We start from the raw sequence: 25,085 nt of genomic DNA, 5'->3' as shown, positions 1-25,085 counted from the left end.
ACAAGAATGCCGAAAGTAGCATTATTTAACCAAAGCGGTTCTAAAGTTGGTGATATTGAACTTAATGACACTGTTTTTGGTATTGAACCAAACACACATGTGATGACTGAAGCAGTATTGATGCAAAGAGCGTCTTTACGTCAAGGTAATCACAAAGTAAAAAATCGTTCTGAAGTACGTGGCGGTGGGCGTAAGCCTTGGCGTCAAAAAGGAACAGGTCGTGCTCGTCAAGGGTCAATCCGTTCTCCACAATGGCGCGGTGGTGGTACTGTATTTGGACCGGTTCCACGCAGCTACAGCTACAAACTTCCTAAGAAAGTTCGTCGCTTAGCGATTAAATCTGCACTATCTTCTAAAGTAGTAGAAGAAAACATCTTAGTATTAGAAGCATTATCATTCGATGCTCCTAAAACAAAAGAATTTGCTAGCGTCCTAAAAGGTCTTTCTGTTGATTCTAAAACATTAGTAATCACTGACGGTCTTGACGAAAACGTAGCACTTTCAGCTCGTAACATCCCTGGTGTAACGGTTGTCACTGCAGAAGGAATTAGCGTTCTGGATGTATTGGGACATGACAAACTAGTGATGACTAAATCAGCTGTTGAAAAAGTAGAGGAGGTGCTCGCATAATGGATGTACGTGAAATCATTAAGCGCCCCGTAATTACAGAGGCTTCAACTGATCTTATGTCTGAGAAAAAGTATACTTTCGAAGTTGATACTAGAGCCAACAAAACTCAAGTAAAAGACGCCGTTCAAGCAATCTTTGACGTGAAAGTAGATAAAGTAAACATCATGAACTACAAAGGTAAGTTCAAACGCATGGGTAAACACGCTGGTTACACTAACAAGCGTCGTAAAGCTATCGTTAAGCTTACTGCTGACAGTAAAGAAATCGAATTCTTTGAAGTATAAAATTCTTTAATTAAGAAGAGGAGGGAAAAACATGGCGATTAAAAAGTATAAACCTACCTCTAATGGTCGTCGCGGCATGACTAGTTCTGATTTCGCTGAAATCACTACTGATTCTCCGGAAAAGTCACTTTTAGCACCCCTACACAAAAAGGGTGGCCGTAACAACCAAGGTAAGTTAACAGTTCGTCATCAAGGTGGCGGTCATAAACGCCAATACCGTATCATCGATTTCAAACGTGAAAAAGATGGTATACCTGGACGCGTTGCTACGATCGAATACGATCCAAACCGCTCAGCTAATATTGCACTAATCAACTACGCTGATGGAGAAAAACGTTACATCCTTGCACCTAAAACACTTGTTGTAGGTATGGAAGTAATGTCTGGACCAGATGCAGATATCAAAGTAGGTAATGCATTACCACTTATCAACATCCCAGTTGGTACAATCGTACACAATATTGAACTTAAACCAGGTAAGGGTGGTCAGTTAGTTCGTTCTGCTGGTACATCTGCTCAAGTACTTGGTAAAGAAGGTAAATATGTACTTGTACGTTTGAACTCTGGTGAAACTCGTATGATTCTTTCTGCTTGTCGTGCTACTATAGGTCAAGTTGGAAATGAACAACACGAACTTATCAACATTGGTAAAGCCGGTCGTTCTCGTTGGTTAGGTAAACGCCCAACAGTTCGTGGTTCTGTCATGAACCCTAACGATCACCCACACGGTGGTGGTGAAGGTCGCGCTCCAATCGGACGTAAATCACCAATGTCTCCTTGGGGTAAACCTACTCTTGGATACAAGACACGTAAGAAAAACAACAAATCTGATAAATTTATTGTGCGTCGTCGCAAAAAATAACGGGATTGTACTACGGTTCCTGAAAAGAGCCGTAGATCAGTCACGAAGGGAGGTTCAAACATGGGTCGCAGCTTAAAAAAAGGACCTTTTGTTGATGATCATTTAATGAATAAGGTTGAGAAATTGAACGAAACTGAAGGCAAACAAGTTGTTAAAACTTGGTCTCGTCGCTCAACGATCTTCCCAGCATTCATCGGTCACACTATCGCAGTTTACGATGGTCGTAAACATGTACCTGTATACGTCACTGAAGACATGGTAGGACACAAGCTTGGTGAATTCGCGCCATCTCGTACTTACAAAGGTCATGCAAGTGATGATAAGAAAACAAGACGCTAATTGAGAGGAGGGTATCCTAATGCAAGCAAAAGCTGTTGCAAGAACAGTACGTATTGCTCCTCGTAAAGTACGTTTAGTCGTTGATCTAATCCGAGGTAAGCAAGTTGGAGAAGCGGTTGCTATTTTAAAGCATACACCTAAAGCTGCTTCACCAGTAATCGAAAAAGTACTTAAGTCTGCTATTGCGAACGCAGAGCACAACTTTGACATGGATATTAATAGCCTAGTGGTAACTGAGGCTTATGTAAATGAAGGACCAACACTTAAACGTTTCCGTCCTCGTGCGATGGGGCGTGCAAGTCAAATTAACAAACGTACAAGTCACATTACACTTGTCGTATCAGAAAAGAAGGAGGGATAAGCTGTGGGTCAAAAAGTACATCCGGTCGGACTTCGTGTCGGTATAATCCGTGATTGGGAATCTAAATGGTACGCAGATAAAGATTACGCTAATCTATTACACGAAGACATTAAAGTACGTGAATATATTGCAAAACGCTTAGTTGACGCTTCTGTTTCTAAAGTAGAAATCGAACGCGCAGCAAATCGTATTAACATTACTGTTCATACAGCTAAACCTGGTATGGTTATCGGTAAAGGTGGTACAGAAGTTGAAGCACTTCGTAAAGCATTAAACGAACTTACTTCAAAACGTGTACACATCAACATCGTTGAAATCAAAAGAGCTGACGTTGATGCTAAACTAGTAGCTGAAAACATCGCTCGCCAATTAGAAAATCGTGTTTCTTTCCGTCGTGCTCAGAAACAATCGCTTCAACGTGCGATGCGTGCTGGTGCAAAAGGAATCAAAACACAAGTATCTGGTCGTTTAGGCGGAGCAGATATCGCTCGTTCAGAACATTACAGTGAAGGTACTGTTCCACTTCATACTCTACGCGCTGACATTGACTATGCTCATGCAGAAGCTGATACAACTTATGGTAAGCTTGGCGTTAAAGTATGGATCTATCGTGGAGAAGTTCTTCCTACAAGAAAGAAATCTGAGGAAGGAGGCAAATAATTATGTTATTACCTAAACGCGTTAAACATCGTCGCGAACACCGCGGAAAAATGCGTGGACGTGCTAAAGGCGGTCAAGAAGTAGCGTTCGGTGAATACGGTTTACAAGCAGTTGAAGCTTCTTGGATCACAAACCGTCAAATCGAAGCATCTCGTATCGCTATGACTCGTTACATGAAACGTGGCGGTAAAGTATGGATTAAAATCTTCCCTCATAAACCTTACACAGCAAAACCTTTAGAAGTTCGTATGGGTTCAGGTAAAGGTGCTCCAGAAGGTTGGGTAGCAGTAGTTAAGCCTGGAAAAATCATGTTTGAAATCGCTGGTGTTTCTGAAGAGGTAGCTCGTGAAGCGCTTCGTCTAGCATCACATAAACTTCCAATCAAAACGAAGTTTGTAAAACGTGAGGAAATTGGTGGTGAATCAAATGAAAAGTAATGAAATTCGTGACCTAACCACTGCTGAAATTGAACAAAAAGTAAAGACTCTGAAAGAAGAGTTATTTAACCTTCGCTTCCAACTTGCGACTGGACAATTAGAAAATACAGCCCGCATCCGTGAAGTCCGCAAAGGGATCGCTCGTATGAAAACTGTAATCCGTGAAAGAGAGATCGGGGTTAACAATCGATAAATGAGAGGAGGTTTGCTTAAATGAGTGACCGCAACCAACGTAAGGTATACACTGGCCGTGTTGTTTCCGACAAAATGGATAAAACAGTAACGGTTATGGTAGAAACTTATAAAAAGCATTCTCTATACGGCAAGCGCGTTAAGTACTCTAAGAAGTTTAAAACTCATGATGAGAACAACGAAGCAAAAGTAGGCGATATCGTACGTATCATGGAGACTCGTCCACTATCTGCTACAAAACGTTTCCGTTTAGTAGAAGTTGTTGAAAAAGCAGTTATTATCTAATATATTTGTTCGGATATTTTATATTCCGAAGGGAGGTTACCTACATGATTCAACAAGAATCACGTTTAAAAGTTGCTGACAACTCTGGTGCTCGTGAAGTATTAACTATTAAAGTGCTTGGTGGTTCTGGACGCAAGACGGCTAACATCGGTGATGTTATCGTGTGTACAGTAAAACAAGCAACACCAGGTGGCGTTGTTAAAAAAGGTGACGTAGTCAGAGCAGTTGTTGTACGTACTAAATCTGGTGTACGTCGTCAAGACGGTACTTACATTAAGTTCGACGAGAACGCTTGTGTCATTATCCGTGACGATAAGGGACCACGTGGAACTCGTATCTTCGGACCTGTTGCCCGTGAACTGCGTGACAGCAACTTTATGAAAATTGTATCTTTAGCTCCAGAAGTTCTTTAATAGATATTAGCATTGGGCCATTCAAGGAGGTGCGATGAAATGCATGTAAAAAAAGGCGATAAAGTAATGGTCATTACTGGGAAAGACAAAGGTAAGACAGGTGTTGTTCTTGCTTCATTCCCAAAGAAAGACCGATTGCTAGTTGAAGGAATCAACGTTGTAAAAAAACACGCTAAACCTTCACAGATGAATCCGCAAGGCGGAATCATCAGTCAGGAAGCATCTATCCATGTATCAAATGTTATGCTTCTAGATCCGAAATCTAACGAGCCAACTCGTGTAGGTTATAAGACAGAAGATGGCAAAAAAGTACGTGTAGCAAAAAAATCAGGTGAAGTTCTAGATAAATAGTACGATTAAGAAGGGAGGTATTCTGAATGAACCGCCTAAAAGAAAAATTCCAACAAGAAATCAGTCCAGCTCTAGTTAGCAAATTCAATTACAAATCAGTAATGGAAGTACCTAAAGTTGAAAAGATCGTTGTCAACATGGGTGTCGGCGATGCTGTTTCAAACTCAAAAGCTCTTGATGTAGCTGTTGATGAATTAACTCAAATCACTGGTCAAAAGCCAGTTGTAACAAAAGCTAAAAAATCTATCGCAGGCTTCCGTCTTCGTGAAGGTATGCCAATCGGTGCAAAAGTTACTCTTCGCGGAGAGCGTATGTACCAATTCTTAGATAAATTAATTTCTGTTTCACTTCCACGTGTACGTGACTTCCGCGGTGTTTCTAAAAAAGCATTCGACGGTCGCGGTAACTATACATTAGGAGTAAAAGAGCAATTGATTTTCCCTGAGATTGATTATGATAAAGTGTCTAAAGCACGCGGTATGGATATCGTAATCGTAACAACTGCGAACACAGACGAAGAAGCTCGTGAATTGTTGACACAAATCGGAATGCCATTCCAAAAGTAATCGCTATATAAGGGAGGCGAAAATGTGGCTAAAAAATCTATGATTGCGAAACAAAAACGCACGCCAAAGCATAATGTTCAAGCGTATACTCGTTGCGAACGTTGCGGACGTCCTCATTCAGTTATCCGTAAATTCAAGCTTTGCCGTATTTGTTTCCGTGAACTTGCATACAAGGGTCAGATTCCTGGCGTTAAGAAAGCTAGTTGGTAATACCCCATATTGGGAAGGAGGTAAATTATTATGACAATGACAGATCCAATTGCAGATTTGCTTACTCGCATCCGTAATGCGAACATGGTTCGTCACGAAAGATTAGAAGTTCCTGCTTCTAACATCAAGAAAGAAATTGCAGAAATCCTCAAACGTGAAGGTTTCGTACGTGACGTAGAATATGTAGAAGATAACAAGCAAGGTGTTATCCGCATTTTCTTGAAATATGGAGCAAACAACGAACGTGTAATCACTGGATTAAAGCGTATCTCTAAACCTGGTTTACGTGTATATGCTAAATCTACAGAGGTACCTAGAGTACTAAACGGTTTAGGTATCGCACTAGTTTCTACTTCTACAGGTGTGTTAACTGATAAAGAAGCTCGTGCTCAACAAGTAGGCGGAGAAGTACTAGCTTACGTTTGGTAATATTTTTTATATGAATGGAGGTGCAACAGGATGTCACGTGTAGGAAAACTACCAGTAGAAATTCCATCTGACGTTACTTTAACAGTTGCTGAAGATAACACAGTAACTGTAAAAGGACCTAAAGGGGAACTTTCTCGTACATTCAATTCTGATATTAAAGTTGAATTAGAAGACAACGTAGCAACAGTTACTCGTCCTTCTGATGCAAAAGAACACCGCGCGTTACACGGTACAACTCGTGCCCTAATCGCCAACATGGTTGAAGGTGTATCTAAAGGATTCCAAAGAAATCTTGAGCTAGTCGGTGTAGGTTACCGTGCTCAAAAACAAGGTACTAAGCTTGTCCTTAACGTTGGTTATTCTCACCCAGTTGAGATCGAACCAGAACAAGGTATCGAGATCGAAGTACCGGCTAATACAAAGATATCTATCAAAGGTATCGACAAAGAACGTGTTGGAGCATTAGCTGCTAACATTCGTGCTGTACGCTCTCCTGAGCCTTACAAAGGAAAAGGTATTCGCTACGAAGGTGAATATGTTCGTCGTAAAGAAGGTAAAACAGGTAAATAATGCCGCGTAGGCAAAAGAAAGGAGTGACCGTAGGTGATTACTAAGCCAGATAAGAACAAAACACGTAAGAAAAGACATGCTCGTGTCCGTTCAAAAATTACTGGAACTGAAACTCGTCCTCGTTTGAACGTTTTCCGTTCTAACAAAAATATCTACGCTCAACTTATCGATGATATGAACGGTGTTACTCTAGTTAGTGCATCTTCTCAAGATAAAGATTTCAATCTAGACTCATCTGCTACTGCTGATGCAGCAGCTAAAGTTGGAGAGCTAGTTGCGAAACGTGCAGTAGAAAAAGGATTAAAATCCGTAGTATTTGACCGTGGTGGATATTTATATCATGGCCGTATCAAAGCTTTAGCTGAAGCAGCTCGTGAAAACGGCTTAGAATTTTAATAAAAAAAGGAGGGACAATCCAGATGCGTCGTATTGATCCAAGCAAACTAGAATTTGAAGAACGCGTAGTTACAATCAATCGTGTTGCGAAAGTTGTTAAAGGTGGACGTCGTTTCCGTTTCGCTGCTCTTGTAGTAGTGGGCGACAAAAACGGTCACGTTGGTTTCGGAACGGGTAAAGCTCAAGAGGTACCTGAAGCAATCCGTAAAGCGATTGAAGATGCGAAGAAAAATCTAATTGAAGTTCCTATGGTTGAAGGTACAACACCTCACCTAGTAACTGGACGATTTGGTGCTGGTCAAATTCTGATCAAACCTGCTTCTGCGGGTACAGGAATTATTGCTGGTGGACCTGTTCGTGCCGTACTTGAATTAGCTGGTGTTCAAGATATCCTATCTAAGTCTTTAGGATCTAACACTCCAATCAACATGGTTCGCGCTACAATCGAAGGTTTAAAACAATTAAAGACCGCTGAAGACGTTGCAAAATTACGTGGTAAATCAGTAGAAGAGATTTTAGGATAAGGGAGGGATAACGATGGCTAACAAACTAGAAATTACCCTCACTCGCAGTACAATTGGTCGTCCTCAAGATCAACGCAAAACGGTTGAAGCTTTAGGACTTCGCAAAATGCACCAAACAGTTGAGCAACAAGATAATGCTGCTATCCGCGGTATGATCAACAAAGTGGCTCACCTTGTTACAGTAACTGAAAAGTAATTTTTAACGCTTAAAAAAAAGGAGGTGCCGACATGAAATTACATGAGTTAAAGCCTACAGAAGGTTCACGTAAAGTCCGCAATCGTGTAGGACGTGGTATTGGTTCAGGTAATGGAAAGACTTCTGGTAAAGGTCATAAAGGACAAAACGCCCGTTCAGGTGGCGGAACTCGTCCTGGCTTTGAGGGTGGTCAAACACCATTGTTCCAACGTCTACCTAAACGTGGATTCACGAACATCAATCGTAAAGAATATGCAATCGTCAATCTTGACGTATTGAATCGCTTCGAAGATGGTACAGAAGTTACTCCAGCTCTACTTGTAGAATCTGGTGTAGTGAGTAACGAAAAAGCAGGAATTAAGATTCTTGGTAAAGGTTCAATCGAGAAAAAGCTTACAGTAAAAGCACACAAATTCTCAACCACTGCTAAAGAAGCTATCGAAGCTGCTGGCGGTACATCCGAGGTGATCTAATGTTTCAAACTGTCTCCAATTTTATGCGCGTGGGTGATATAAGAAACAAAATTATCTTCACCCTTCTAATGTTAATAGTCTTTCGTCTTGGTACCTTTATTCCTGTACCAAGCGTAGACGCTAATGTATTGAAAATGCAAGACCAGGCAGGGATCCTTGGATTCCTGAATACATTTGGTGGCGGTGCGTTAAAGAACTTCTCCATCTTCGCGATGGGAATCATGCCTTATATCACGGCTTCGATCATTGTGCAGCTCCTGCAAATGGATGTTGTACCGAAGTTTACTGAGTGGTCTAAGCAGGGTGAAGTCGGGCGCCGTAAATTAGCTCAGTTCACACGTTATTTCACTATCATTCTTGGATTCATCCAGGCTTTGGGAATGTCCTACGGCTTTAACAGAATTTACGGTGGAATGCTTATCCAAAACCCCGGAGTCAGTACGTACCTACTAATAGCTTTAGTTCTAACAGCTGGTACGGCTTTTCTTATGTGGCTTGGTGAACAAATCACGGCTAAAGGCGTTGGGAATGGTATTTCGATCCTGATCTTTGCAGGTATCGTCGCTGCGATCCCTAACACTGTAAACCAAATCTATGCTCAACAAATCGAGGGAGCAGGCGAACAGCTCTTCCTTCGTATTGTGGTTCTTGCACTTCTTGTTTTAGCAGTTATTGCAATCGTGGTTGGTGTCGTGTTTATCCAACAAGCACTTCGTAAGATTCCGATTCAATATGCAAAACGTTTAGTGGGGCGTAGTCCGGTTGGTGGACAATCAACACATCTACCATTAAAGGTGAATGCTGCGGGTGTTATTCCAGTTATCTTTGCGATTTCTTTTATTATCACGCCACAGACCATTTCATCCTTTTTTGGAGATAATGATGTGACCAGTACTATCCAGTACATCTTTGATTACACCAAACCAGTTGGTATGATCATCTATGTAGCTCTGATCGTTGCCTTTACGTATTTCTATGCTTTCATTCAAGTAAATCCGGAACAAATGGCTGAAAACTTGAAGAAGCAAGGTGGATATATCCCTGGTATTCGTCCAGGTAAAACCACACAAGAGTATCTCACTCGCGTTCTGTATCGTCTAACATTTGTTGGGGCCATTTTCTTAGCTGTTATTTCAGTCCTTCCAGTTTTCTTCATTAACTTTGCAGGATTACCTCCTGCAGCTCAAATCGGTGGAACAAGCTTACTGATCGTAGTAGGGGTTGCACTTGAGACAATGAAGCAACTAGAGGCACAGTTAGTGAAACGTCACTACAAAGGATTTATTAAATAAGAGGGTTTTCGGGAACGTCTTGTTCCTGAAACCATTTTATAGACAATTAGGGGGAGTACGAGTGAATATAGTTCTTATGGGCTTACCAGGCGCAGGAAAAGGCACTCAAGCTGAAAAAATCGTAGACAAATATGGTATCCCCCATATCTCTACAGGCGATATGTTCCGTGCAGCTATTAAAGAAGGTACTGAACTAGGCTTGAAGGCCAAATCATTCATGGATAATGGCGATCTTGTTCCTGATGAAGTGACAATCGGTATCGTTCGTGAACGGTTAAGCAAAGAGGACTGTCAAAAAGGCTTCTTACTGGATGGGTTTCCAAGAACGGTTGCTCAGGCAGAAGCACTTGAAAACATCCTAGCTGATCTTGGTAAGAAAATGAATTATGTCATTAATATTAATGTAGATAAGGACATCCTGATGGAGCGCTTGACAGGTCGCAGGATCTGTAAAGAGTGCGGCGCTACTTATCATCTTGTCTTTAATCCGCCAACAGAAGAGGGCGTTTGTGATCGCTGCGGCGGCGAGTTATATCAACGCGCAGACGATAACGAAGAAACGGTTCAAAACCGTTTGGACGTAAACATCAAACAAACCCAACCACTATTGGCTTACTACGAAGATAAAGGCTATCTGAAAAACATTGACGGTCAACAAGACATCCATAGAGTGTTTGATGACATTGATGAACTACTTGGAGGCCTTTCATAATGATCATTTCTAAAACTCCGAGAGAGATTGAGATCATGCGGCATGCTGGTAAGATTGTTGCTTTGACTCATGCGGAATTGCAAAAGTATATTTCTCCGGGAATATCGACGAAGGAATTGGATGCAATTGCTGAAGAATTCATTCGTAAACATGATGCAATTCCATCTTTTAAAGGGTATAATGGGTTTCGTGGCAGCATCTGTGCTTCAGTCAACAATGAGTTGGTACATGGAATTCCAGGCGATCGGGTATTGAAAGATGGCGATATTATCAGTATCGATATCGGTGCTAAATATAATGGTTATCACGGTGACTCGGCTTGGACATATCCAGTTGGAACAATAGATGATGAAACCCGGAAGCTTCTTGATGTAACGGAAGAATCATTATTTCTGGGCCTTAAAGAAGCGAAACCAGGCGAGCGTCTGTCGAATATCTCTCATAGTATACAAACTTTTGTTGAGGCTAATGGCTTTTCGATCGTTCGGGAGTATGTGGGACACGGAGTTGGTCAAGACTTACATGAGGACCCGCAAATCCCTCATTATGGACCACCGAACAAAGGTCCGCGTTTAAAGCCTGGCATGGTACTGGCTATTGAACCAATGGTTAATGCAGGAAGTCGATATGTTAGAACGTTATCAGATAACTGGACAGTCGTCACAGTAGATGATAAAATGTGTGCGCACTTTGAACACACCATAGCAATTACTGAAGACGGCTATGAGATATTGACGAAAGCCTAAGTGAAGGTGATTGGATTGATCGAGTCAGAATCAACGGTTCCGAGGATAGGCCAGATTGTTCAAACCCTTAAAGGGAGAGAGACTGGAAGCTACTCGGTCGTTATTCAGCAGTTGGATGAACGTTTTGTACTGATAGCAGATGGGGATAGACGAAAGTTCGATCGCGCCAAGCGAAAGAACATCGCTCATCTTCACTTGTGTGACTATGTTTCTCCAGAAGTTCAAAACAGTATTATAGAATCAGGCAGAGTAACGAACGGTAAACTGCGTTATGCTGTTTCAAAGTTTGTTAACGAAGTATTAAATGATGAGAAGAAGGGAGACATGTTCGATGGCTAAGGATGATGTAATTGAAGTTGAAGGTAAGGTCGCCGAGACTTTGCCCAATGCGATGTTTAAGGTAGAATTAGAAAATGGTCATACAGTACTGGCACATGTTTCAGGAAAGATCCGTATGCATTTCATTCGTATCCTACCTGGTGACAAGGTAACAGTGGAATTATCACCGTATGACTTAACTCGTGGTAGAATCACTTATCGTTATAAATAATCTATTGCACTCCGTACTATTAAGGAGGTTAGAATAAGATGAAAGTTAGACCATCTGTTAAACCAATCTGCGAAAAATGTAAAGTTATTCGTAGAAAAGGTAAAGTCATGGTTATCTGTGAAAACCCTAAACACAAACAAAAACAAGGCTAATCTTAAAGGAGGTGCGCTATCACTATGGCACGTATTGCTGGTGTAGACATTCCACGTGACAAACGTGTTGTCATTTCATTAACATACATCTACGGTATTGGTAAAAATACTGCAGCGAAAATCTTATCTGAAGCTGGTGTATCCGAGGATACTCGCGTTCGCGATCTTACTGACGACGAACTAGGAAAGATTCGTGATATCGTTGATAAATTAAAAGTAGAAGGTGATCTTCGTCGTGAAGTATCACTAAACATCAAACGTCTTATGGAAATCGGTTCATACCGCGGTCTTCGTCACCGTCGTGGACTACCTGTTCGTGGACAACATACGAAGAACAATGCTCGTACACGTAAAGGTCCTCGTAAGACTGTAGCTAACAAGAAAAAATAATAGGTAAAGGAGGTTACTTCTTAGTATGGCACGTAAAACTAATACTCGTAAACGTCGTGTGAAAAAGAATATCGAAGCTGGTATTGCACACATTCGTTCTACATTTAATAACACAATCGTAACTATTACTGATGTTCACGGAAATGCTGTTGCATGGTCAAGTGCAGGTTCACTAGGATTCAGAGGTTCTCGTAAATCCACTCCATTCGCAGCACAAATGGCAGCTGAAACAGCAGCTAAAGCTTCTCAGGAACACGGTCTAAAAACTCTTGAAGTAACAGTTAAAGGTCCTGGTGCTGGTCGTGAAGCAGCTATCCGTGCTCTTCAAGCAGCAGGTCTAGAAGTTACTGCAATCAGAGACGTTACTCCAGTTCCTCATAATGGATGCCGTCCACCAAAACGTCGCCGCGTTTAATTTTCTGTATAAATTTTGTATCGTTGTCTATAATGGGATATGATACAAGATACGTTCATTCAGAAAAGTAACCAGTTGTTGGTGCACAATAGGGAACGTAAACATGGGGAATTTCGGACTTTATCTTATTTAGCCCGGAGTTTCGACGTTTTGAAGGAGGGTAAATATTAATGATCGAAATTGAAAAGCCAAAAATTGAAACGGTTGAGATCAGCGATGATGCCACATATGGAAAGTTCGTCGTAGAACCACTTGAGCGTGGATATGGTACAACTTTGGGTAACTCCTTACGTCGTATCCTATTATCGTCACTCCCAGGTGCTGCTGTCACATCTATTCAAATAGATGGAGTACTGCATGAGTTTTCAACAATTGAAGGCGTCGTAGAGGATGTCACATCCATCATTTTGAATATCAAGAAGCTAGCGTTGAAGATCTACTCTGATGAAGAAAAAACGCTGGAAATTGATGTACAGGGTGAAGGAGTCGTAACGGCTGCGGATATTACTCATGATAGTGATGTTGAAGTGTTAAATCCTGATTTACACATTGCAACATTATCAAAGAGTGGTCACTTCCGTGTGCGTTTAAGTGCATCCCGTGGTCGTGGGTACAGACCAGCAGACCAAAACAAACGTGAGGATCTTCCTATTGGCGTGATCCCAATCGATTCTATTTACACTCCAGTTTCACGCGTTAACTATCAAATAGAAAATACTCGTGTTGGTCAAATGACGAACTACGATAAACTTTCTCTTGATGTATGGACTGATGGAAGTATTGGACCGAAAGAAGCCATTTCTTTAGGTGCTAAGATTCTGACAGAACACTTAAATATTTTCGTTGGCCTTACAGATGAAGCGCAGAATGCTGAAATCATGGTAGAAAAAGAAGAAGACCAAAAAGAAAAAGTTCTAGAGATGACCATCGAAGAATTGGATCTTTCTGTTCGTTCTTATAACTGCCTGAAGCGTGCTGGAATCAATACTGTGCAAGAGCTTGCTAACAAGACTGAAGAAGATATGATGAAAGTGCGTAACCTAGGACGTAAATCCCTTGAAGAGGTTAAAGTTAAACTTGAAGACCTTGGACTTGGATTACGTAAAGACGACTGATAACATCTTCTTTCATATATAGATTCAACAAAGGAGGGAACCCTTAATGGCTTACAGAAAGTTAGGACGTACCAGTGCTCAACGTAAAGCAATGCTACGTGATTTAGCTACAGACCTAATCATTAACGAGCGCATCGAAACAACTGAAACTCGTGCGAAAGAGCTTCGTTCAGTTGTGGAAAAAATGATCACACTAGGTAAACGTGGTGACATTCACGCGCGTCGTCAAGCTGGTGCATTCATTCGTAAAGAAGTTGCAAACGCTGAAAACAACCAAGATGCTTTACAAAAGTTATTCTCTGACATCGCTCCTCGTTACACAGAGCGTCAAGGCGGATATACTCGCATTATGAAGGTTGGTCCTCGCCGTGGTGACGGTGCTCCAATGGCAATCATCGAATTAGTTTAATAATTCGTGACTTCTAACATTAAGGGCGGGACAGTTAATCCTTAACTGCTTCTTTGCCCTTTTTGTATAAGTGCATGTGATGAAAAGCAGAGCGTTACGATGAGCAGCGCTGTCTGACTCGTCTAGCTCGTGCACCCCTTCCAACTTCTATGTTCATAGAAGCTGTTCAGTGGATGAACAAGAAAAGATGTTCTTTTCTTTGGTCGGGGTGCAGGCTTTTTTTTATATGCAAAGGTTTTAGCAGAGCTGAGTTAGGATAGCGTAGAGGAGGTTACAGAATTGAAGGAAATCATTAAAGTTGACGATGTGTATTTCAGATATCCGGATCAGGAGACCTACGCCCTTAAAGGGATTAGCCTGACGGTCAATCAAGGTGAGTGGCTGGCGATTGTCGGTCATAATGGTTCAGGTAAATCCACCTTAGCCAAGATGTTGAATGGTCTTCACTTCCCGGAGAAGGGACTTGTGACGGTGGATGGAATCACTCTTGCTGAGAACTCTATTTGGGACATCCGTTCAAAGCTGGGTATGGTTTTTCAGAATCCCGATAATCAATTTGTTGGTGCTACAGTAGAGGATGATGTGGCTTTTGGGTTAGAAAACCATGGGGTACCTTATGATTCGATGGTACAGAGAGTCAATGATGCTTTAAAAAGTGTCCATATGGAAGATTTTCTTGATCAAGAGCCACACCATTTATCAGGGGGGCAGAAGCAGCGTGTAGCGATTGCAGGTGTTGTAGCCCTGCAGCCATCCATCATCATCTTGGATGAGGCCACATCGATGCTTGACCCAAAGGGAAGACAGGAAGTTCTTGAAACAGTCCGGAAGCTGAAAGAAGAAGAGAACCTGACGGTGATTTCCATCACCCATGACCTGGAGGAAGCTACGAAGGCAGATCGTATGATTGTTTTGAATCAAGGGAGTGTCTTTAAGGAAGGAATACCGGAAGAGATTTTCCTATTGGAGGACGAGCTCATCAAGCTTGGTTTGGATTCCCCTTTCACCATCAAGCTTGCCGGGGCACTGAAGGAAGCAGGGTTTCCCCTGTCTAAAACATATTTTACAGAAGAAGAGTTGGTGGATGAATTATGCAGATCTCATTTCAACAGGTAGAATACCGATATTCATTCAACACTCCATTTGAAAAACTTGCCCTTCAAGATATCAACCTTTCGATTCCAACGGGTCAGTTTCTCGCAGTGATTGGTCACACCGGTTCAGGCAAGTCCACACTATTGCAGCATCTTAATGGATTATTAAAACCTACAGAGGGACTTGTTCAAGTAGGCAAGCACGAGATCAAGGCAAAGGAAAAGGCAAAGAATTTAAAGCCTGTCAGACAGAAGGTAGGGATTGTCTTTCAATTTCCTGAACATCAACTGTTTGAAGAAACCGTCCTTAAAGATATTTGTTACGGTCCAATGAACTTTGGTGTGTCTGAGGAAGAAGCGATAAAAAGAGCGAAAGAATTGATTGTAAAGGTTGGTTTGTCACTGGATGTACTGCAGAAATCCCCCTTTGATCTTTCAGGTGGACAAATGAGACGAGTCGCCATAGCAGGTGTACTGGCAATGAATCCCGAGGTCATTGTATTGGACGAGCCGACAGCAGGACTCGATCCAAGAGGGCAAAGGGAGATCATGGACATGTTCTATGATCTTCATAAGGAAAAGGGACTGACGACCATCCTCGTCACCCACAGCATGGAAGACGCCGCTCACTATGCAGAAGAGATCGTCATCATGCAAAAAGGTCGTTTAAAACGAAAAGGAACCCCTGCAGAAATCTTCTCCGAGACGGACGAACTGTTTGAGATGGGATTGGATGTACCCGATGTTGTTCGGTTCCAATATCAGTTTGAAAAAAAGACCGGAAAGAAACTTCCTAAGACGTGTCTGACAATAAACGAATTGGCTTCAGCCATCCGTGCGATCCGTGACGGAGGTGAGGGACTATGATGGAAAAAATGATCTTCGGCCGTTATGTACCGGCTAAATCCATTCTTCACCAAATGGATCCCAGGGCAAAGCTATTATTTATCTTTGGGTTTATATGCGTCGTATTCCTGGCGAATAATGCTGTTACGTATGCACTGCTCGGTCTTTTTACGTTTAGCGCACTCATTCTATCCAATCTATCCATCCGATTTATTATCGGAGGATTGAAGCCCATTCTTTGGCTGATTCTGTTTACGTTTTTCTTACATGTGTTTTTTACAAAGGAAGGTCCCGTCATTCTGGACCTAGGTATCTTGTCTGTTCATGAAGAGGGTTTAAGGCAGGGGATCTTTATTTCATTACGATTCTTTTATCTAATCCTTGTTACTTCATTATTAACGCTTACGACCTCACCCATCACGATAACAGACGGGCTAGAAACGCTTCTGAATCCATTGAAGAAAGTGAAATTCCCTGTACATGAACTCGCACTCATGATGTCGATTTCCCTGCGGTTCATACCAACGCTGATGGAGGAAACGGATAAAATCATGAAGGCACAGATTGCCAGGGGGGCAGAGTTTTCATCAGGTCCCATCAAAGATCGGATCAAAGCGATCATCCCTCTATTGATTCCTCTCTTCGTCAGTGCATTTAAACGCGCCGAAGACTTGGCAACGGCCATGGAAGCAAGAGGGTATCAAGGAGGGGAGGGCAGGACGAAATACCGCCTGTTATCCTGGCATAAGAAGGATACAGGAGCGTTAATCGTTCTTGCCCTCCTTACAACGGTATTAATCATTTTCAGAGGATAACGGGAGTGTCACGTATGCAGAGAGTGAAGTGTACCATCGCTTATGATGGGACGTATTTTCATGGTTACCAAGTACAACCGAATCAACGTACCGTCCAGGGCCTTATAGAGAGCATCTTGTCCACTATCCATAAAGGCGGTCCTGTCCGGATCAGCGGGTCTGGCCGTACCGACGCAGGTGTCCATGCAAACGGTCAAGTCTTTCATTTTGACACACCTTTATCCATTCTAGAAGAGAAATGGCCGATCGTTCTGAATACTAGGTTACCGGATGAAGTGACCGTGAAAGAAGCCGAGTTTGTTTCAACAGACTTTCATTCGCGGTTTTCCGTGGAGCAGAAAGAATACCGTTACCGGGTTTATACAGGGGAATCAAGAAGTCCGTTCAACCGGCATTTTGCCCTTCACTATCCCCATACGCTTTCCGTTCCTGATATAAAGCGCGCTGCCCGGCACCTGATCGGGGAGCACGACTTCACAAGCTTTTGTTCAGCGAAGACGGAAGTGGAAGACAAAGTAAGAACCATTCATCGTATTGAAATTCAGGAACACGAAGAAGAAATCATTTTTTCATTTGTGGGCAATGGATTTTTATATAATATGGTGAGGATCCTGGTCGGTACTTTATTGGAGGTAGGTTCTGGGAATATACCTGTGGAAGAGATATCCGGAATACTGGAAGCACGTGATCGCAACCGTGCAGGAAAGACTGCCCCGCCACATGGATTATATCTGTGGAAAGTGGATTATGGATCTGATGAGATTTAGAGGGCGTTTAGCATTTTGAAAGAGGGTATTGTAAAGCACCCTTTTGTTGATTGGAGCGGAAGGTGCTCGACTCCTGCGGGAAACGCTGGACAGTACGAAAAGCGGAGGCGGCTCGTCCAGCCCCGACAAGCATAAGATGAATGGGCCGAGAAGGCGGTTTTTGCCTTCTTGGACCATTTAGCTTATGACCTCGAGGGGCTTGCCGCCGTAGCTGGACAGGTGAGACCCCACAGGGCTTTAGCCCGAGGAGGCTCACCGCCAGCCCCGCGGAAAGCGAGCACCTGGAGCGGAAATCAACGACCACTATCTATGGTGAGAATAACAGTTTATTAAGCGCAAAACTGGAACATGTATTATAAATGATAATCATGATTCAAAAAAATACTAAAACAACTAATCCTGGTGTAACATTCTCTTGACAATAGACTGGGAACAAGATAATATAGCATATGGTATGTTATTAACCCCACGATAAGCCCCGGAAACTTATTGTGATTAGAAAATAAATACTACGGATTCATTAAATAGGAGGTTAAATCATGCGTACAACGTATATGGCAAAAGCCAATCAAATCGATCGTAAATGGTTCGTTGTAGATGCTGAAGGTAAAACTCTTGGACGTCTATCCAGTGAAGTTGCTTCAATTCTACGCGGAAAACACAAACCAACATTCACACCACATGTTGACACTGGTGATCATGTAATCATTCTTAATGCTTCAAAAATCGAACTTACTGGGAAGAAGTTAACGGACAAGATCTACTACCGTCACACTAATCACCCTGGTGGTTTAAAACAACGTACAGCATTAGAAATGCGTACAAACTACTCAGAGAAAATGCTTGAGCTTACTATCAAAGGTATGCTTCCAAAAGGTTCTCTAGGTCGTCAAATGTTCAAGAAATTACATGTATATGCTGGAGCAGAGCATCCACATCAAGCACAACAACCTGAAGTTTACGAACTTCGTGGATAATTAATAAGAGGAGGTTATTATCTTGGCTCAAGTTCAATATTACGGAACTGGTCGTCGTAAGAGCTCAGTAGCTCGTGTACGTTTAGTACCAGGTAACGGAAACATTGTTATCAATGATCGTGAAGTAGAAGTTTATATCCCATTCGCAGCACTAAGAGAAGTAATTAAGCAACCACTAGTTGCAACTGAAACTCTTGGTAACTATGACGTTTTAGTAAACGTTAATGGTGGAGGCTATGCTGGTCAAGCTGGTGCGATCCGTCACGGAATCGCTCGTGCTTTACTACAAGCAGACCCTGAATACCGTGGATCTCTAAAACGCGCTGGATTATTAACTCGTGACTCTCGTATGAAAGAGCGTAAAAAATACGGTCTTAAAGGTGCACGTCGCGCGCCACAATTCTCTAAGCGTTAATTATTATTTCACACCAAAGCTCAGCCGATTCTGTCGGCTGGGCTTTTTTTATTGAGTTTCGAGGGACGGACCTCCAATTTCATTTCGATTTTCAAGCTGAATCCCTTCATACTAAGGATTTTTTCTTTTTTTTGAGCGGATTTGGAGGTCCGTCCCTCCAAGAAAATTGGTAACAGTTACTCGAATGAAGTGGTGGGTTAAGTAGGAAAATACGTTCAAAGGGGTGAATGTTTTTTGAACGTTATTACAACTTTCAATACAAAGAGAAGAGAGAAGCAGATCAAGACGGAAAGAACGTTACTGAAAGAAATTTCAATTAAGATGCTGCAGGAGAGTGTCCGGCGGCATTTTGGATATATAAAGATTCAAGGCGGCGTATTTATGCAACAGGGATTTGATGAAGCATGTTTTGATGTAGCTATAGAAGCTTATCTACTTGGAGGGAAGGTCAGTAAATTCGGGTACTCAGGTGAAGATACCGAATTAGTGAAGATGCGTTGTGAGGAAGAATTGAAGCATTTTATTGATACTCTTTATAATTTCTGGCTGTACTGGTCTGAGATGGGTGTATCGAATGAAGTAGACGAGTCCTTTTATTTCTGCTGTGAGCATTTTGTGGAAACATGGTGGTCAGAAGGATTTGAAAAAGGCATCAAGCGTCACAAATTACGGTTGCATTAATTTCAGTTCTAAAACCCATTCTTGTCCCATATTTTTTAGTAAAGGCAGCGGGGCTTCTTCCGTCGCCAAGACTTGAAATAGGAGGACTGGAATGGTTCAGAAACTGAAGGTAATCGGGATAATTTCTGCACTGGCTATTTTATTATTCATCATTCAATATAAAATATTAGACAAAGATACATGGGATTCGTGGAATCTCCCCTTATCAGGAAAAATCATCTATATAGATCCGGGGCATGGCGGCCCGGACGGCGGGGCGGGAGATGAGAAGGCACTCGAGAAGGACATCGCATTAAATGTATCACTGATGATAAGGGACTATCTTCAGGAACAAGGTGCCCTCGTGATCCTGACGCGTGAGAAGGATGAAGATCTTGCTGAGGAAGGTACGAGAGGATACAGCAGAAGAAAAGTGGAGGATCTTAAGAAAAGGCTCAACCTGATCAATGAATCCCAAGCAGATATGTTTCTCAGCATCCACTTGAATTCAATTCCATCTGCGAAATGGAGCGGGGCCCAGACTTTCTACAATCCAAAGTATGAAGAAAATAAAGTACTCGCCAAAGCGATCCAAGCAGAACTGACACGAAATCTGGAAAACACGACCCGGGAAGCTAAGGGTCTGCAAAATGTCTACATCCTGAAACATGCTAAAAAGTCCGGAGCCCTCGTGGAAATCGGATTCCTCTCCAACCCGGGAGAACGTGCCAACCTCCTAAAAGAGGATTACCAGCAAAAGATTGCTGCTTCCGTCTACCAGGGGGTACTGAACTATCTGACCATGGATGACAAAGAAAAAGCTGACGAGGAATAACCTCCCAGCTTTTTTTCGATTTTAAAAACAGCAGTTTAAGTCACTAGGGAGTTTTGTGAGGATTTGGCGAAACAGATTTATAAAGTCGATCTGTTCTTTTTAAATGACAATATAATAAGATAAAATTATTGTTTCATGAGTTGTAGTAAGAGAGGGGGGGTTAATGAACTTATTCATAAATAGTTGTTTGGAGTGGAAGGTGCTCGACTCCTGCGGGAAAAGCTGGACAGTATGAAAAGCGGAGGCGGCTCGCCCAGCCCCGACAAGCATAAGATGAATGGTCCGAGAAGGCGTTTTTTGCCTTCTTGGACCATTTAGCTTATGACCTCGAGGGGCTTGCCGCCGTAGCTGGACAGGTGAGACCCCGGAGGGCGAAGCCTGAGGAGGCTCACCGCCAGCCCCGCGGAAAGCGAGCACCTGGAGCGGAAAACAACCACTGCTCGCCTAGTAAAGAAACCTATAGGTAGAAAATCCATTTTATTATTCGACAAAAGCATTCAAAACCTTTTGAGCATTCATTCAACTGAGAATATGTTATACTGAGACCAGATGATTGAAAACGAATACATAGAAAAGGGTGGTTATTCATGTTATCTGAACAACAAACACGCGAACTTTTATTTGGATTAAAAGATCCTTTTTTAAATAAAACCTTACAAGAAACAAATGGAGTTGTAGACATCTCCATTAAAGAAGAAAAGAACCATGTCAGTGTGAAAATTGCCATCGCCAAAACGGGTACCGGGGAACAAATGCAATTCCAGCAACAAATTGTACAAGTATTAAAGGAGAATGGAGCGGAATCTGTCGGGATCCGTTTTACAGAGCTTCCTGAAGAGGAGCTTGAAAAGCATAGAGGCGCAGGTGGAGAAGGAACGGACCTGTTATCCCCTGCAAGTAAGACGACCTTCATTGCGATTGCCAGCGGAAAAGGCGGCGTAGGAAAATCAACGGTTTCGGTTAACCTTGCCGTGTCACTTGCCAGACAAGGCAAAAAGGTGGGGCTTGTGGATGCCGACATTTATGGATTTAGCGTTCCCGATATGATGGGGATCGTGAAGAGACCGGTCGTACGTGGTGAAAGGATTATTCCGGTAGAACGATTCGGCGTGAAGGTCATCTCCATGGGATTCTTTGTAGAGGACAATGCACCGGTTATTTGGAGAGGGCCGATGCTTGGTAAGATGCTGAACAACTTCTTCTCTGAAGTCGAGTGGGGCGACTTGGACTATTTACTGCTGGACCTGCCACCGGGAACAGGGGACGTTGCTCTTGATCTTCATACAATGCTTCCACATTGTAAGGAAATCATCGTGACGACACCTCATCCGACAGCAGCATTCGTAGCGGCTCGTGCAGGAGCCATGGCCCTTCAAACTGACCATGACATCCTGGGTGTGGTAGAGAACATGTCTTACTTTGAAAGTAAACTGACGGGAGAAAAGGAATTCGTATTCGGTCAAGGCGGAGGAGAGAAGCTTACTGAAGAGCTCCGTACCGATTTACTTGGCAAGCTTCCACTACAGCAGCCGGACTGGAATGAAGAGGACTTTGCCCCTTCCATATATGCAGAAGACCACCGACTGGGTCAGATATATGGGGAAATTGCCCATAAAGTCATTGAAAAACTTTCTTAAAGAAGCAAAAAAGGGACCAATGCCAGTGTGCATCGGTCCCTTTATGTGAGTTGTCACTTCCGGTCAGAGAAGAAATTTATTGCCCTCCGCCGCCACTTCCTGTGCCACCTGAGTCGCCTGAACTATTTTGATCACTACCAGACGATTGACTGTCGCTTCCTTCGTTTTTGCCCCCGTCTTTGATTTCACCGGCAGCCTTTAATAATACATCCTGAAGTTTTGCTTTAAATAACGGACTTTGGAAGGTCTCCGTAATCACCTTTTGCAAATGTTCTTTATATTCCTGGCTCTTTAAAACTTCTGTGAGCTCTTTCTTAAATTCCGGATCCTTTAAAAGGTCCATCATCATTCCTTGGTATTCAGGATCCTTCATGAGGTCCTTCAGCAATTTTTCATTGCCATCCTTCATGCTTTTTGCCATGGCTTCAGCAAACTTCGGATCTTCAAAGGATTTCTTCCAGAATTCGGTTCCCTTTTCGGATGTGAGGGTTTTGGATATCGTATCAGTTACAACACCTTGATCCATAATAAGCTCTGATTTCATTTTTTCATCTGACATGACTTGTTGGATGGCTTTTTTACCATCATCAGTCTTTAATATATCAACAACCATTTTTTTGGTTTCTTCATAATCCATTTTGCCACTGCCCGTATCTCCACCACCGCCACATGCGGATAGAAGAAGAAGAGGCAATAGAAAAAGAAAGGAATATTTTTTCATGGGTAGGCTCCTTCCATACAAATTCTCTTACCCTTAATATGAGAAATATCGAAAAAAAATATGCACAGGTAAATTTGGAACCTGGATTTTTTAAACATGCGTTGGTACAATCAAGTGAGTGTATATTTTTTTATTTGGAGGAAAATAGAAGTGACCATCCGCAATTGGATTCGTTTATTTATTCATACGTTAGTAATCGGTGGAGCCGTAACAGGTGTCGCCGCCCTAATCATAAGATGGGATCAGTTCGGACCATACTTTCAGGACGGAAACGTGATTGGTATCTTATCGAGTTTACTTTGGTTCATATTTGTAGGGTTTACTTTTAGTGTCATCAGTCAAATGGGTTATTTCGCTTACTTAACCATCCATCAATTCGGGATGGGGATGTTCAAGAGCCTATGGAACCCCGTTCAACTGGTGCTGATCGCCCTTGTCCTGTTTGATTTGATTTACTTCCGGTTCAGAGCTTTCGCTGTAGAAGGAGAGTCGTATACGCCTTATATATTACTCGGGATCGGGATCTTTGTGGTGGGTCTTGTCGTTGCTTATATCAAGAATCAACAATCAGAAGCAAAAACCAACACATTTGTATCAGCCCTATTCTTTATGATCGTCGTAACAACACTGGAATGGCTTCCGGTATTATTGGTGAATTCCGTGAAATGGCTGTATCTTATGCTGCTAGCCCTGCTTGCCTGTAACGCATTCCAACTATTGCGCCTTCCTAAGTACATAGAGAAGTCCCAGACGGAAAGAGAACGCAGGCAATCGGCTAAGAGCTGAATGAAAAAATCCCGCAGGTGAACGACGTTCACTTACGGGATTTTTTTACTGTATAAGGGATGACTTGGCATCACCGTTTGAAATCATGTCGGACACTGTAATGAAGTTTCCTTTTCCTTTTAGCTCTTTCACTATGGACGGCAAGGCATCCTTCGTCTGTTTAGCTGAATCTGATGCATGAAGCAGGACAATGTCGCCCTTTTTTGCTTTGCTGACATTATTAAGGATTTCTGCCGCACCGGGATTGGTCCAATCCTTTGAGTCCACGCTCCAGTGGACGACCGTTAAGCCCAGGGAATCGGCAACCTTCAACGTTGCTTTATCGAAATGTCCCGTTGGAACGCGTAACAATTTCACATCTTTCACATTCAATTTCTTAAAGACCTCATCTGCTTTCAATATGTCCTGCTTAATCTTGTTCGGTTCCATCTCCGTATAGTCGGAATAGGCATAGCCGAGGTTTCCGATTTCATAACCCTGCTTCACGATTTGTTCGACTAAATCGGGATGTCGTTCAGCCCAGGCTCCGGAAAGAAAGAAGGTAGCGGATGCCACCTTCATTTTCTTTAATTCTTCAAGGATCGGCTTGGCCATTTCATCTCCCCATCCAATGTTGAAGGTGATCGCCACGCCCTTTTCCCCTTTGTAAATCGCCTTCGGACCCTCCTTCGTACTGAAAACCGAAAGTGTCGAGAGGTTACTGCTATATACAAACAAAGCAGTAAAGAAAGAAATCACGATGATCAAACTGATTTGCTTCAATTTCTTAGCGTTTACTGTGTGAAACGTATTCAATGTCATCCCTCCGTTCAACCGTCTGTCTTTACTAAAGATATGCATGTCCCCCAAAAAAATATCTATCTGACAAAAAAATGATTATAAATATCTTTTAATGGAAAAAACTACAAATACCAACATTAAGGGGTGACATACTTGCTGGGGTTAATGATTAATGATAGAGAGAAACAGGAAATAGAGTATCTGTTGAAAAGAGAAATGGATGAAATACTGTTTGATCTTAAGGATTCTCGAATTGATCATATCGTTAAGAGAGCAATGGATGAACGGTATAAAATCTTATTTTCCCTTTTTAAGCGATTTGCAAGTCATAAGGAATGTTTGAAATATATGAAGACAGCAGCCAAGAAAGAGACAAATTAGTCTCCGTGAGCTTCCCCCTTTTATTTGCAGGGGGGGCTCTCATTGATATGTGCGAAGGGCCATGGATGAAATAGAGGTAATAGGAATGAAATAATTTAATAAAAAAGTTCACAAAATGTATTGACCCGTATTTGAAATCTTGATATAGTAGTAAACGTCGCTGAAACACAATGAATTATTTAGAAGAAACACCAATAAATAATTTCAAAAAACAGTTGACATCACATGATGAATTGTGATAAATTAATAAAGTCGCCCCGAACGGGAATGACGAAATATTGAACCTTGAAAACTGAACAAAACAAGACAATACGTCAACGTTAATTCTAGATTTATTTTAAAGAGCTATTCAAACTTTTATCGGAGAGTTTGATCCTGGCTCAGGACGAACGCTGGCGGCGTGCCTAATACA

42 protein-coding genes are annotated in these 25,085 nt (G+C 42.2%); 40 read left to right on the top strand and 2 right to left on the bottom strand.

Annotation, left to right across the window (positions count from 1 at the left end; translation table 11 throughout):
* The first annotated feature begins 6 nt into the window (after nt 1-6).
* The 38 genes from rplD to NQ095_RS20400 all read left to right on the top strand — a co-directional run bounded on the left by rplD (nt 7) and on the right by NQ095_RS20400 (nt 22,005).
* Nucleotides 7-630 carry a 50S ribosomal protein L4 gene (rplD, locus tag NQ095_RS20585; RefSeq protein ID WP_034765984.1) on the top strand — a complete coding sequence of 208 codons (624 nt, stop codon included), beginning with the start codon at nt 7-9 and terminating at the stop codon, nt 628-630.
* The gene (gene rplW / locus NQ095_RS20580; RefSeq protein WP_034765982.1) at nt 630-914 is read left to right on the top strand and encodes a 50S ribosomal protein L23; all 285 of its coding nucleotides are present in this window, start codon (nt 630-632) and stop codon (nt 912-914) included. Before rplD ends, rplW begins: the two co-directional genes overlap by 1 nt.
* A 31-nt stretch (nt 915-945) precedes the next feature.
* A complete protein-coding gene (rplB, locus tag NQ095_RS20575) occupies nt 946-1,776 on the top strand; it encodes a 50S ribosomal protein L2 (protein WP_258265259.1) in 831 nt (276 codons plus the stop codon).
* Between the two features lie 60 nt (nt 1,777-1,836).
* Entirely contained in the window at nt 1,837-2,115 is a 279-nt protein-coding gene (rpsS, locus tag NQ095_RS20570; RefSeq protein WP_060674120.1) for a 30S ribosomal protein S19, read from the top strand.
* Nucleotides 2,116-2,134: 19 nt separating this feature from the next.
* Entirely contained in the window at nt 2,135-2,476 is a 342-nt protein-coding gene (gene rplV, locus NQ095_RS20565; protein WP_034765976.1) for a 50S ribosomal protein L22, read from the top strand.
* Between the two features lie 3 nt (nt 2,477-2,479).
* Entirely contained in the window at nt 2,480-3,136 is a 657-nt protein-coding gene (gene rpsC, locus NQ095_RS20560; protein ID WP_060674118.1) for a 30S ribosomal protein S3, read from the top strand.
* 2 nt (nt 3,137-3,138) lie between these two features.
* Nucleotides 3,139-3,573, top strand: a complete 435-nt coding sequence (rplP, locus tag NQ095_RS20555; RefSeq protein ID WP_060674116.1) for a 50S ribosomal protein L16 — start codon at nt 3,139-3,141, stop codon at nt 3,571-3,573.
* The gene (gene rpmC / locus NQ095_RS20550; protein ID WP_060674114.1) at nt 3,563-3,766 is read left to right on the top strand and encodes a 50S ribosomal protein L29; all 204 of its coding nucleotides are present in this window, start codon (nt 3,563-3,565) and stop codon (nt 3,764-3,766) included. The genes rplP and rpmC overlap by 11 nt, the downstream gene beginning before the upstream one ends.
* A 20-nt stretch (nt 3,767-3,786) precedes the next feature.
* Nucleotides 3,787-4,050 carry a 30S ribosomal protein S17 gene (gene rpsQ / locus NQ095_RS20545; protein WP_032085279.1) on the top strand — a complete coding sequence of 88 codons (264 nt, stop codon included), beginning with the start codon at nt 3,787-3,789 and terminating at the stop codon, nt 4,048-4,050.
* Between the two features lie 44 nt (nt 4,051-4,094).
* Nucleotides 4,095-4,463: a 50S ribosomal protein L14 gene (gene rplN, locus NQ095_RS20540; RefSeq protein ID WP_060674112.1), complete on the top strand. Its 369-nt coding sequence runs from the start codon at nt 4,095-4,097 to the stop codon at nt 4,461-4,463.
* Between the two features lie 39 nt (nt 4,464-4,502).
* Entirely contained in the window at nt 4,503-4,814 is a 312-nt protein-coding gene (gene rplX, locus NQ095_RS20535; protein ID WP_258265258.1) for a 50S ribosomal protein L24, read from the top strand.
* Nucleotides 4,815-4,840: 26 nt separating this feature from the next.
* Complete coding sequence (gene rplE / locus NQ095_RS20530) at nt 4,841-5,380, top strand: 50S ribosomal protein L5 (protein WP_060674110.1); 540 nt, start codon at nt 4,841-4,843, stop codon at nt 5,378-5,380.
* Between the two features lie 24 nt (nt 5,381-5,404).
* Nucleotides 5,405-5,590: a type Z 30S ribosomal protein S14 gene (locus NQ095_RS20525; RefSeq protein ID WP_010191505.1), complete on the top strand. Its 186-nt coding sequence runs from the start codon at nt 5,405-5,407 to the stop codon at nt 5,588-5,590.
* A 30-nt stretch (nt 5,591-5,620) separates the two neighbouring features.
* Nucleotides 5,621-6,019 (top strand): 30S ribosomal protein S8, encoded by a 399-nt coding sequence (gene rpsH, locus NQ095_RS20520; RefSeq protein WP_060674108.1) that lies wholly within the window; start codon nt 5,621-5,623, stop codon nt 6,017-6,019.
* A 30-nt stretch (nt 6,020-6,049) separates the two neighbouring features.
* A complete protein-coding gene (gene rplF / locus NQ095_RS20515) occupies nt 6,050-6,589 on the top strand; it encodes a 50S ribosomal protein L6 (protein ID WP_258265257.1) in 540 nt (179 codons plus the stop codon).
* Between the two features lie 33 nt (nt 6,590-6,622).
* Nucleotides 6,623-6,985 (top strand): 50S ribosomal protein L18, encoded by a 363-nt coding sequence (gene rplR, locus NQ095_RS20510; protein ID WP_201716422.1) that lies wholly within the window; start codon nt 6,623-6,625, stop codon nt 6,983-6,985.
* 23 nt (nt 6,986-7,008) lie between these two features.
* The gene (gene rpsE / locus NQ095_RS20505) at nt 7,009-7,509 is read left to right on the top strand and encodes a 30S ribosomal protein S5 (protein WP_060674103.1); all 501 of its coding nucleotides are present in this window, start codon (nt 7,009-7,011) and stop codon (nt 7,507-7,509) included.
* A gap of 13 nt (nt 7,510-7,522) precedes the next feature.
* A complete protein-coding gene (gene rpmD, locus NQ095_RS20500; protein WP_044340532.1) occupies nt 7,523-7,705 on the top strand; it encodes a 50S ribosomal protein L30 in 183 nt (60 codons plus the stop codon).
* A 32-nt stretch (nt 7,706-7,737) separates the two neighbouring features.
* A complete protein-coding gene (gene rplO / locus NQ095_RS20495; RefSeq protein WP_060674101.1) occupies nt 7,738-8,178 on the top strand; it encodes a 50S ribosomal protein L15 in 441 nt (146 codons plus the stop codon).
* Nucleotides 8,178-9,470 carry a preprotein translocase subunit SecY gene (gene secY, locus NQ095_RS20490; RefSeq protein WP_258265256.1) on the top strand — a complete coding sequence of 431 codons (1,293 nt, stop codon included), beginning with the start codon at nt 8,178-8,180 and terminating at the stop codon, nt 9,468-9,470. The genes rplO and secY overlap by 1 nt, the downstream gene beginning before the upstream one ends.
* Before the next feature lie 61 nt (nt 9,471-9,531).
* Nucleotides 9,532-10,182 carry an adenylate kinase gene (locus tag NQ095_RS20485; RefSeq protein WP_258265255.1) on the top strand — a complete coding sequence of 217 codons (651 nt, stop codon included), beginning with the start codon at nt 9,532-9,534 and terminating at the stop codon, nt 10,180-10,182.
* Entirely contained in the window at nt 10,182-10,928 is a 747-nt protein-coding gene (gene map, locus NQ095_RS20480; protein WP_060674098.1) for a type I methionyl aminopeptidase, read from the top strand. The genes NQ095_RS20485 and map overlap by 1 nt, the downstream gene beginning before the upstream one ends.
* A gap of 15 nt (nt 10,929-10,943) precedes the next feature.
* On the top strand, nt 10,944-11,267 hold the full coding sequence (locus NQ095_RS20475; RefSeq protein WP_034765947.1) for a KOW domain-containing RNA-binding protein: 324 nt from the start codon (nt 10,944-10,946) through the stop codon (nt 11,265-11,267).
* A complete protein-coding gene (gene infA / locus NQ095_RS20470; RefSeq protein WP_034765945.1) occupies nt 11,260-11,478 on the top strand; it encodes a translation initiation factor IF-1 in 219 nt (72 codons plus the stop codon). The genes NQ095_RS20475 and infA overlap by 8 nt, the downstream gene beginning before the upstream one ends.
* A gap of 38 nt (nt 11,479-11,516) precedes the next feature.
* Entirely contained in the window at nt 11,517-11,630 is a 114-nt protein-coding gene (rpmJ, locus tag NQ095_RS20465; protein WP_003156543.1) for a 50S ribosomal protein L36, read from the top strand.
* A gap of 24 nt (nt 11,631-11,654) precedes the next feature.
* On the top strand, nt 11,655-12,020 hold the full coding sequence (gene rpsM, locus NQ095_RS20460) for a 30S ribosomal protein S13 (RefSeq protein ID WP_034765943.1): 366 nt from the start codon (nt 11,655-11,657) through the stop codon (nt 12,018-12,020).
* 25 nt (nt 12,021-12,045) lie between these two features.
* Nucleotides 12,046-12,435: a 30S ribosomal protein S11 gene (gene rpsK, locus NQ095_RS20455; RefSeq protein ID WP_032085294.1), complete on the top strand. Its 390-nt coding sequence runs from the start codon at nt 12,046-12,048 to the stop codon at nt 12,433-12,435.
* A gap of 170 nt (nt 12,436-12,605) precedes the next feature.
* Nucleotides 12,606-13,550, top strand: a complete 945-nt coding sequence (locus tag NQ095_RS20450; protein WP_034765941.1) for a DNA-directed RNA polymerase subunit alpha — start codon at nt 12,606-12,608, stop codon at nt 13,548-13,550.
* Between the two features lie 46 nt (nt 13,551-13,596).
* Nucleotides 13,597-13,959, top strand: a complete 363-nt coding sequence (rplQ, locus tag NQ095_RS20445) for a 50S ribosomal protein L17 (RefSeq protein WP_034765940.1) — start codon at nt 13,597-13,599, stop codon at nt 13,957-13,959.
* 279 nt (nt 13,960-14,238) lie between these two features.
* The gene (locus NQ095_RS20440) at nt 14,239-15,075 is read left to right on the top strand and encodes an energy-coupling factor ABC transporter ATP-binding protein (protein ID WP_258265254.1); all 837 of its coding nucleotides are present in this window, start codon (nt 14,239-14,241) and stop codon (nt 15,073-15,075) included.
* A complete protein-coding gene (locus tag NQ095_RS20435; protein WP_258265253.1) occupies nt 15,051-15,920 on the top strand; it encodes an energy-coupling factor ABC transporter ATP-binding protein in 870 nt (289 codons plus the stop codon). The genes NQ095_RS20440 and NQ095_RS20435 overlap by 25 nt, the downstream gene beginning before the upstream one ends.
* Nucleotides 15,917-16,714: an energy-coupling factor transporter transmembrane component T family protein gene (locus tag NQ095_RS20430; RefSeq protein WP_258265252.1), complete on the top strand. Its 798-nt coding sequence runs from the start codon at nt 15,917-15,919 to the stop codon at nt 16,712-16,714. Before NQ095_RS20435 ends, NQ095_RS20430 begins: the two co-directional genes overlap by 4 nt.
* A 14-nt stretch (nt 16,715-16,728) precedes the next feature.
* Nucleotides 16,729-17,481: a tRNA pseudouridine(38-40) synthase TruA gene (gene truA / locus NQ095_RS20425; RefSeq protein WP_258265251.1), complete on the top strand. Its 753-nt coding sequence runs from the start codon at nt 16,729-16,731 to the stop codon at nt 17,479-17,481.
* A 539-nt stretch (nt 17,482-18,020) separates the two neighbouring features.
* Nucleotides 18,021-18,458 (top strand): 50S ribosomal protein L13, encoded by a 438-nt coding sequence (gene rplM / locus NQ095_RS20420; RefSeq protein WP_034765935.1) that lies wholly within the window; start codon nt 18,021-18,023, stop codon nt 18,456-18,458.
* A gap of 22 nt (nt 18,459-18,480) precedes the next feature.
* Nucleotides 18,481-18,873, top strand: coding sequence for a 30S ribosomal protein S9 (rpsI, locus tag NQ095_RS20415; RefSeq protein ID WP_060674087.1), 393 nt, complete (start codon nt 18,481-18,483; stop codon nt 18,871-18,873).
* Nucleotides 18,874-19,107: 234 nt separating this feature from the next.
* Nucleotides 19,108-19,554 carry a YbaK family protein gene (locus tag NQ095_RS20410; RefSeq protein WP_258265250.1) on the top strand — a complete coding sequence of 149 codons (447 nt, stop codon included), beginning with the start codon at nt 19,108-19,110 and terminating at the stop codon, nt 19,552-19,554.
* A gap of 91 nt (nt 19,555-19,645) precedes the next feature.
* Nucleotides 19,646-20,368 (top strand): N-acetylmuramoyl-L-alanine amidase CwlD, encoded by a 723-nt coding sequence (gene cwlD, locus NQ095_RS20405; protein WP_258265249.1) that lies wholly within the window; start codon nt 19,646-19,648, stop codon nt 20,366-20,368.
* 587 nt (nt 20,369-20,955) lie between these two features.
* Nucleotides 20,956-22,005 (top strand): Mrp/NBP35 family ATP-binding protein, encoded by a 1,050-nt coding sequence (locus NQ095_RS20400; RefSeq protein WP_258265248.1) that lies wholly within the window; start codon nt 20,956-20,958, stop codon nt 22,003-22,005.
* Nucleotides 22,006-22,081: 76 nt separating this feature from the next.
* On the opposite strand, the gene gerD is transcribed toward NQ095_RS20400, so the two are convergent.
* Complete coding sequence (gene gerD / locus NQ095_RS20395) at nt 22,082-22,726, bottom strand: spore germination lipoprotein GerD (protein ID WP_258265247.1); 645 nt, start codon at nt 22,724-22,726, stop codon at nt 22,082-22,084.
* 150 nt (nt 22,727-22,876) lie between these two features.
* Between gerD and NQ095_RS20390 the strand changes: the two genes are divergently transcribed.
* On the top strand, nt 22,877-23,512 hold the full coding sequence (locus NQ095_RS20390) for a KinB-signaling pathway activation protein (protein ID WP_258265246.1): 636 nt from the start codon (nt 22,877-22,879) through the stop codon (nt 23,510-23,512).
* Nucleotides 23,513-23,557: 45 nt separating this feature from the next.
* Here the strand turns inward: NQ095_RS20390 and pdaB are convergent, their stop codons facing one another.
* On the bottom strand, nt 23,558-24,307 hold the full coding sequence (gene pdaB, locus NQ095_RS20385; protein ID WP_375162868.1) for a polysaccharide deacetylase family sporulation protein PdaB: 750 nt from the start codon (nt 24,305-24,307) through the stop codon (nt 23,558-23,560).
* A gap of 138 nt (nt 24,308-24,445) precedes the next feature.
* Here pdaB and NQ095_RS20380 point away from each other — a divergent pair, with 138 nt between their 5' ends.
* The gene (locus NQ095_RS20380; protein ID WP_060674075.1) at nt 24,446-24,673 is read left to right on the top strand and encodes a hypothetical protein; all 228 of its coding nucleotides are present in this window, start codon (nt 24,446-24,448) and stop codon (nt 24,671-24,673) included.
* The last annotated feature ends 412 nt before the right edge of the window (nt 24,674-25,085 follow it).

The sequence above is a fragment of the Rossellomorea sp. SC111 genome (genome assembly GCF_024733565.1).
In the GTDB taxonomy this organism is placed as follows: domain Bacteria; phylum Bacillota; class Bacilli; order Bacillales; family Bacillaceae_B; genus Rossellomorea.
The sequence above is the reverse complement of the archived record's forward strand: the minus strand, read 5'-3'. Positions and strand labels throughout refer to the sequence as shown.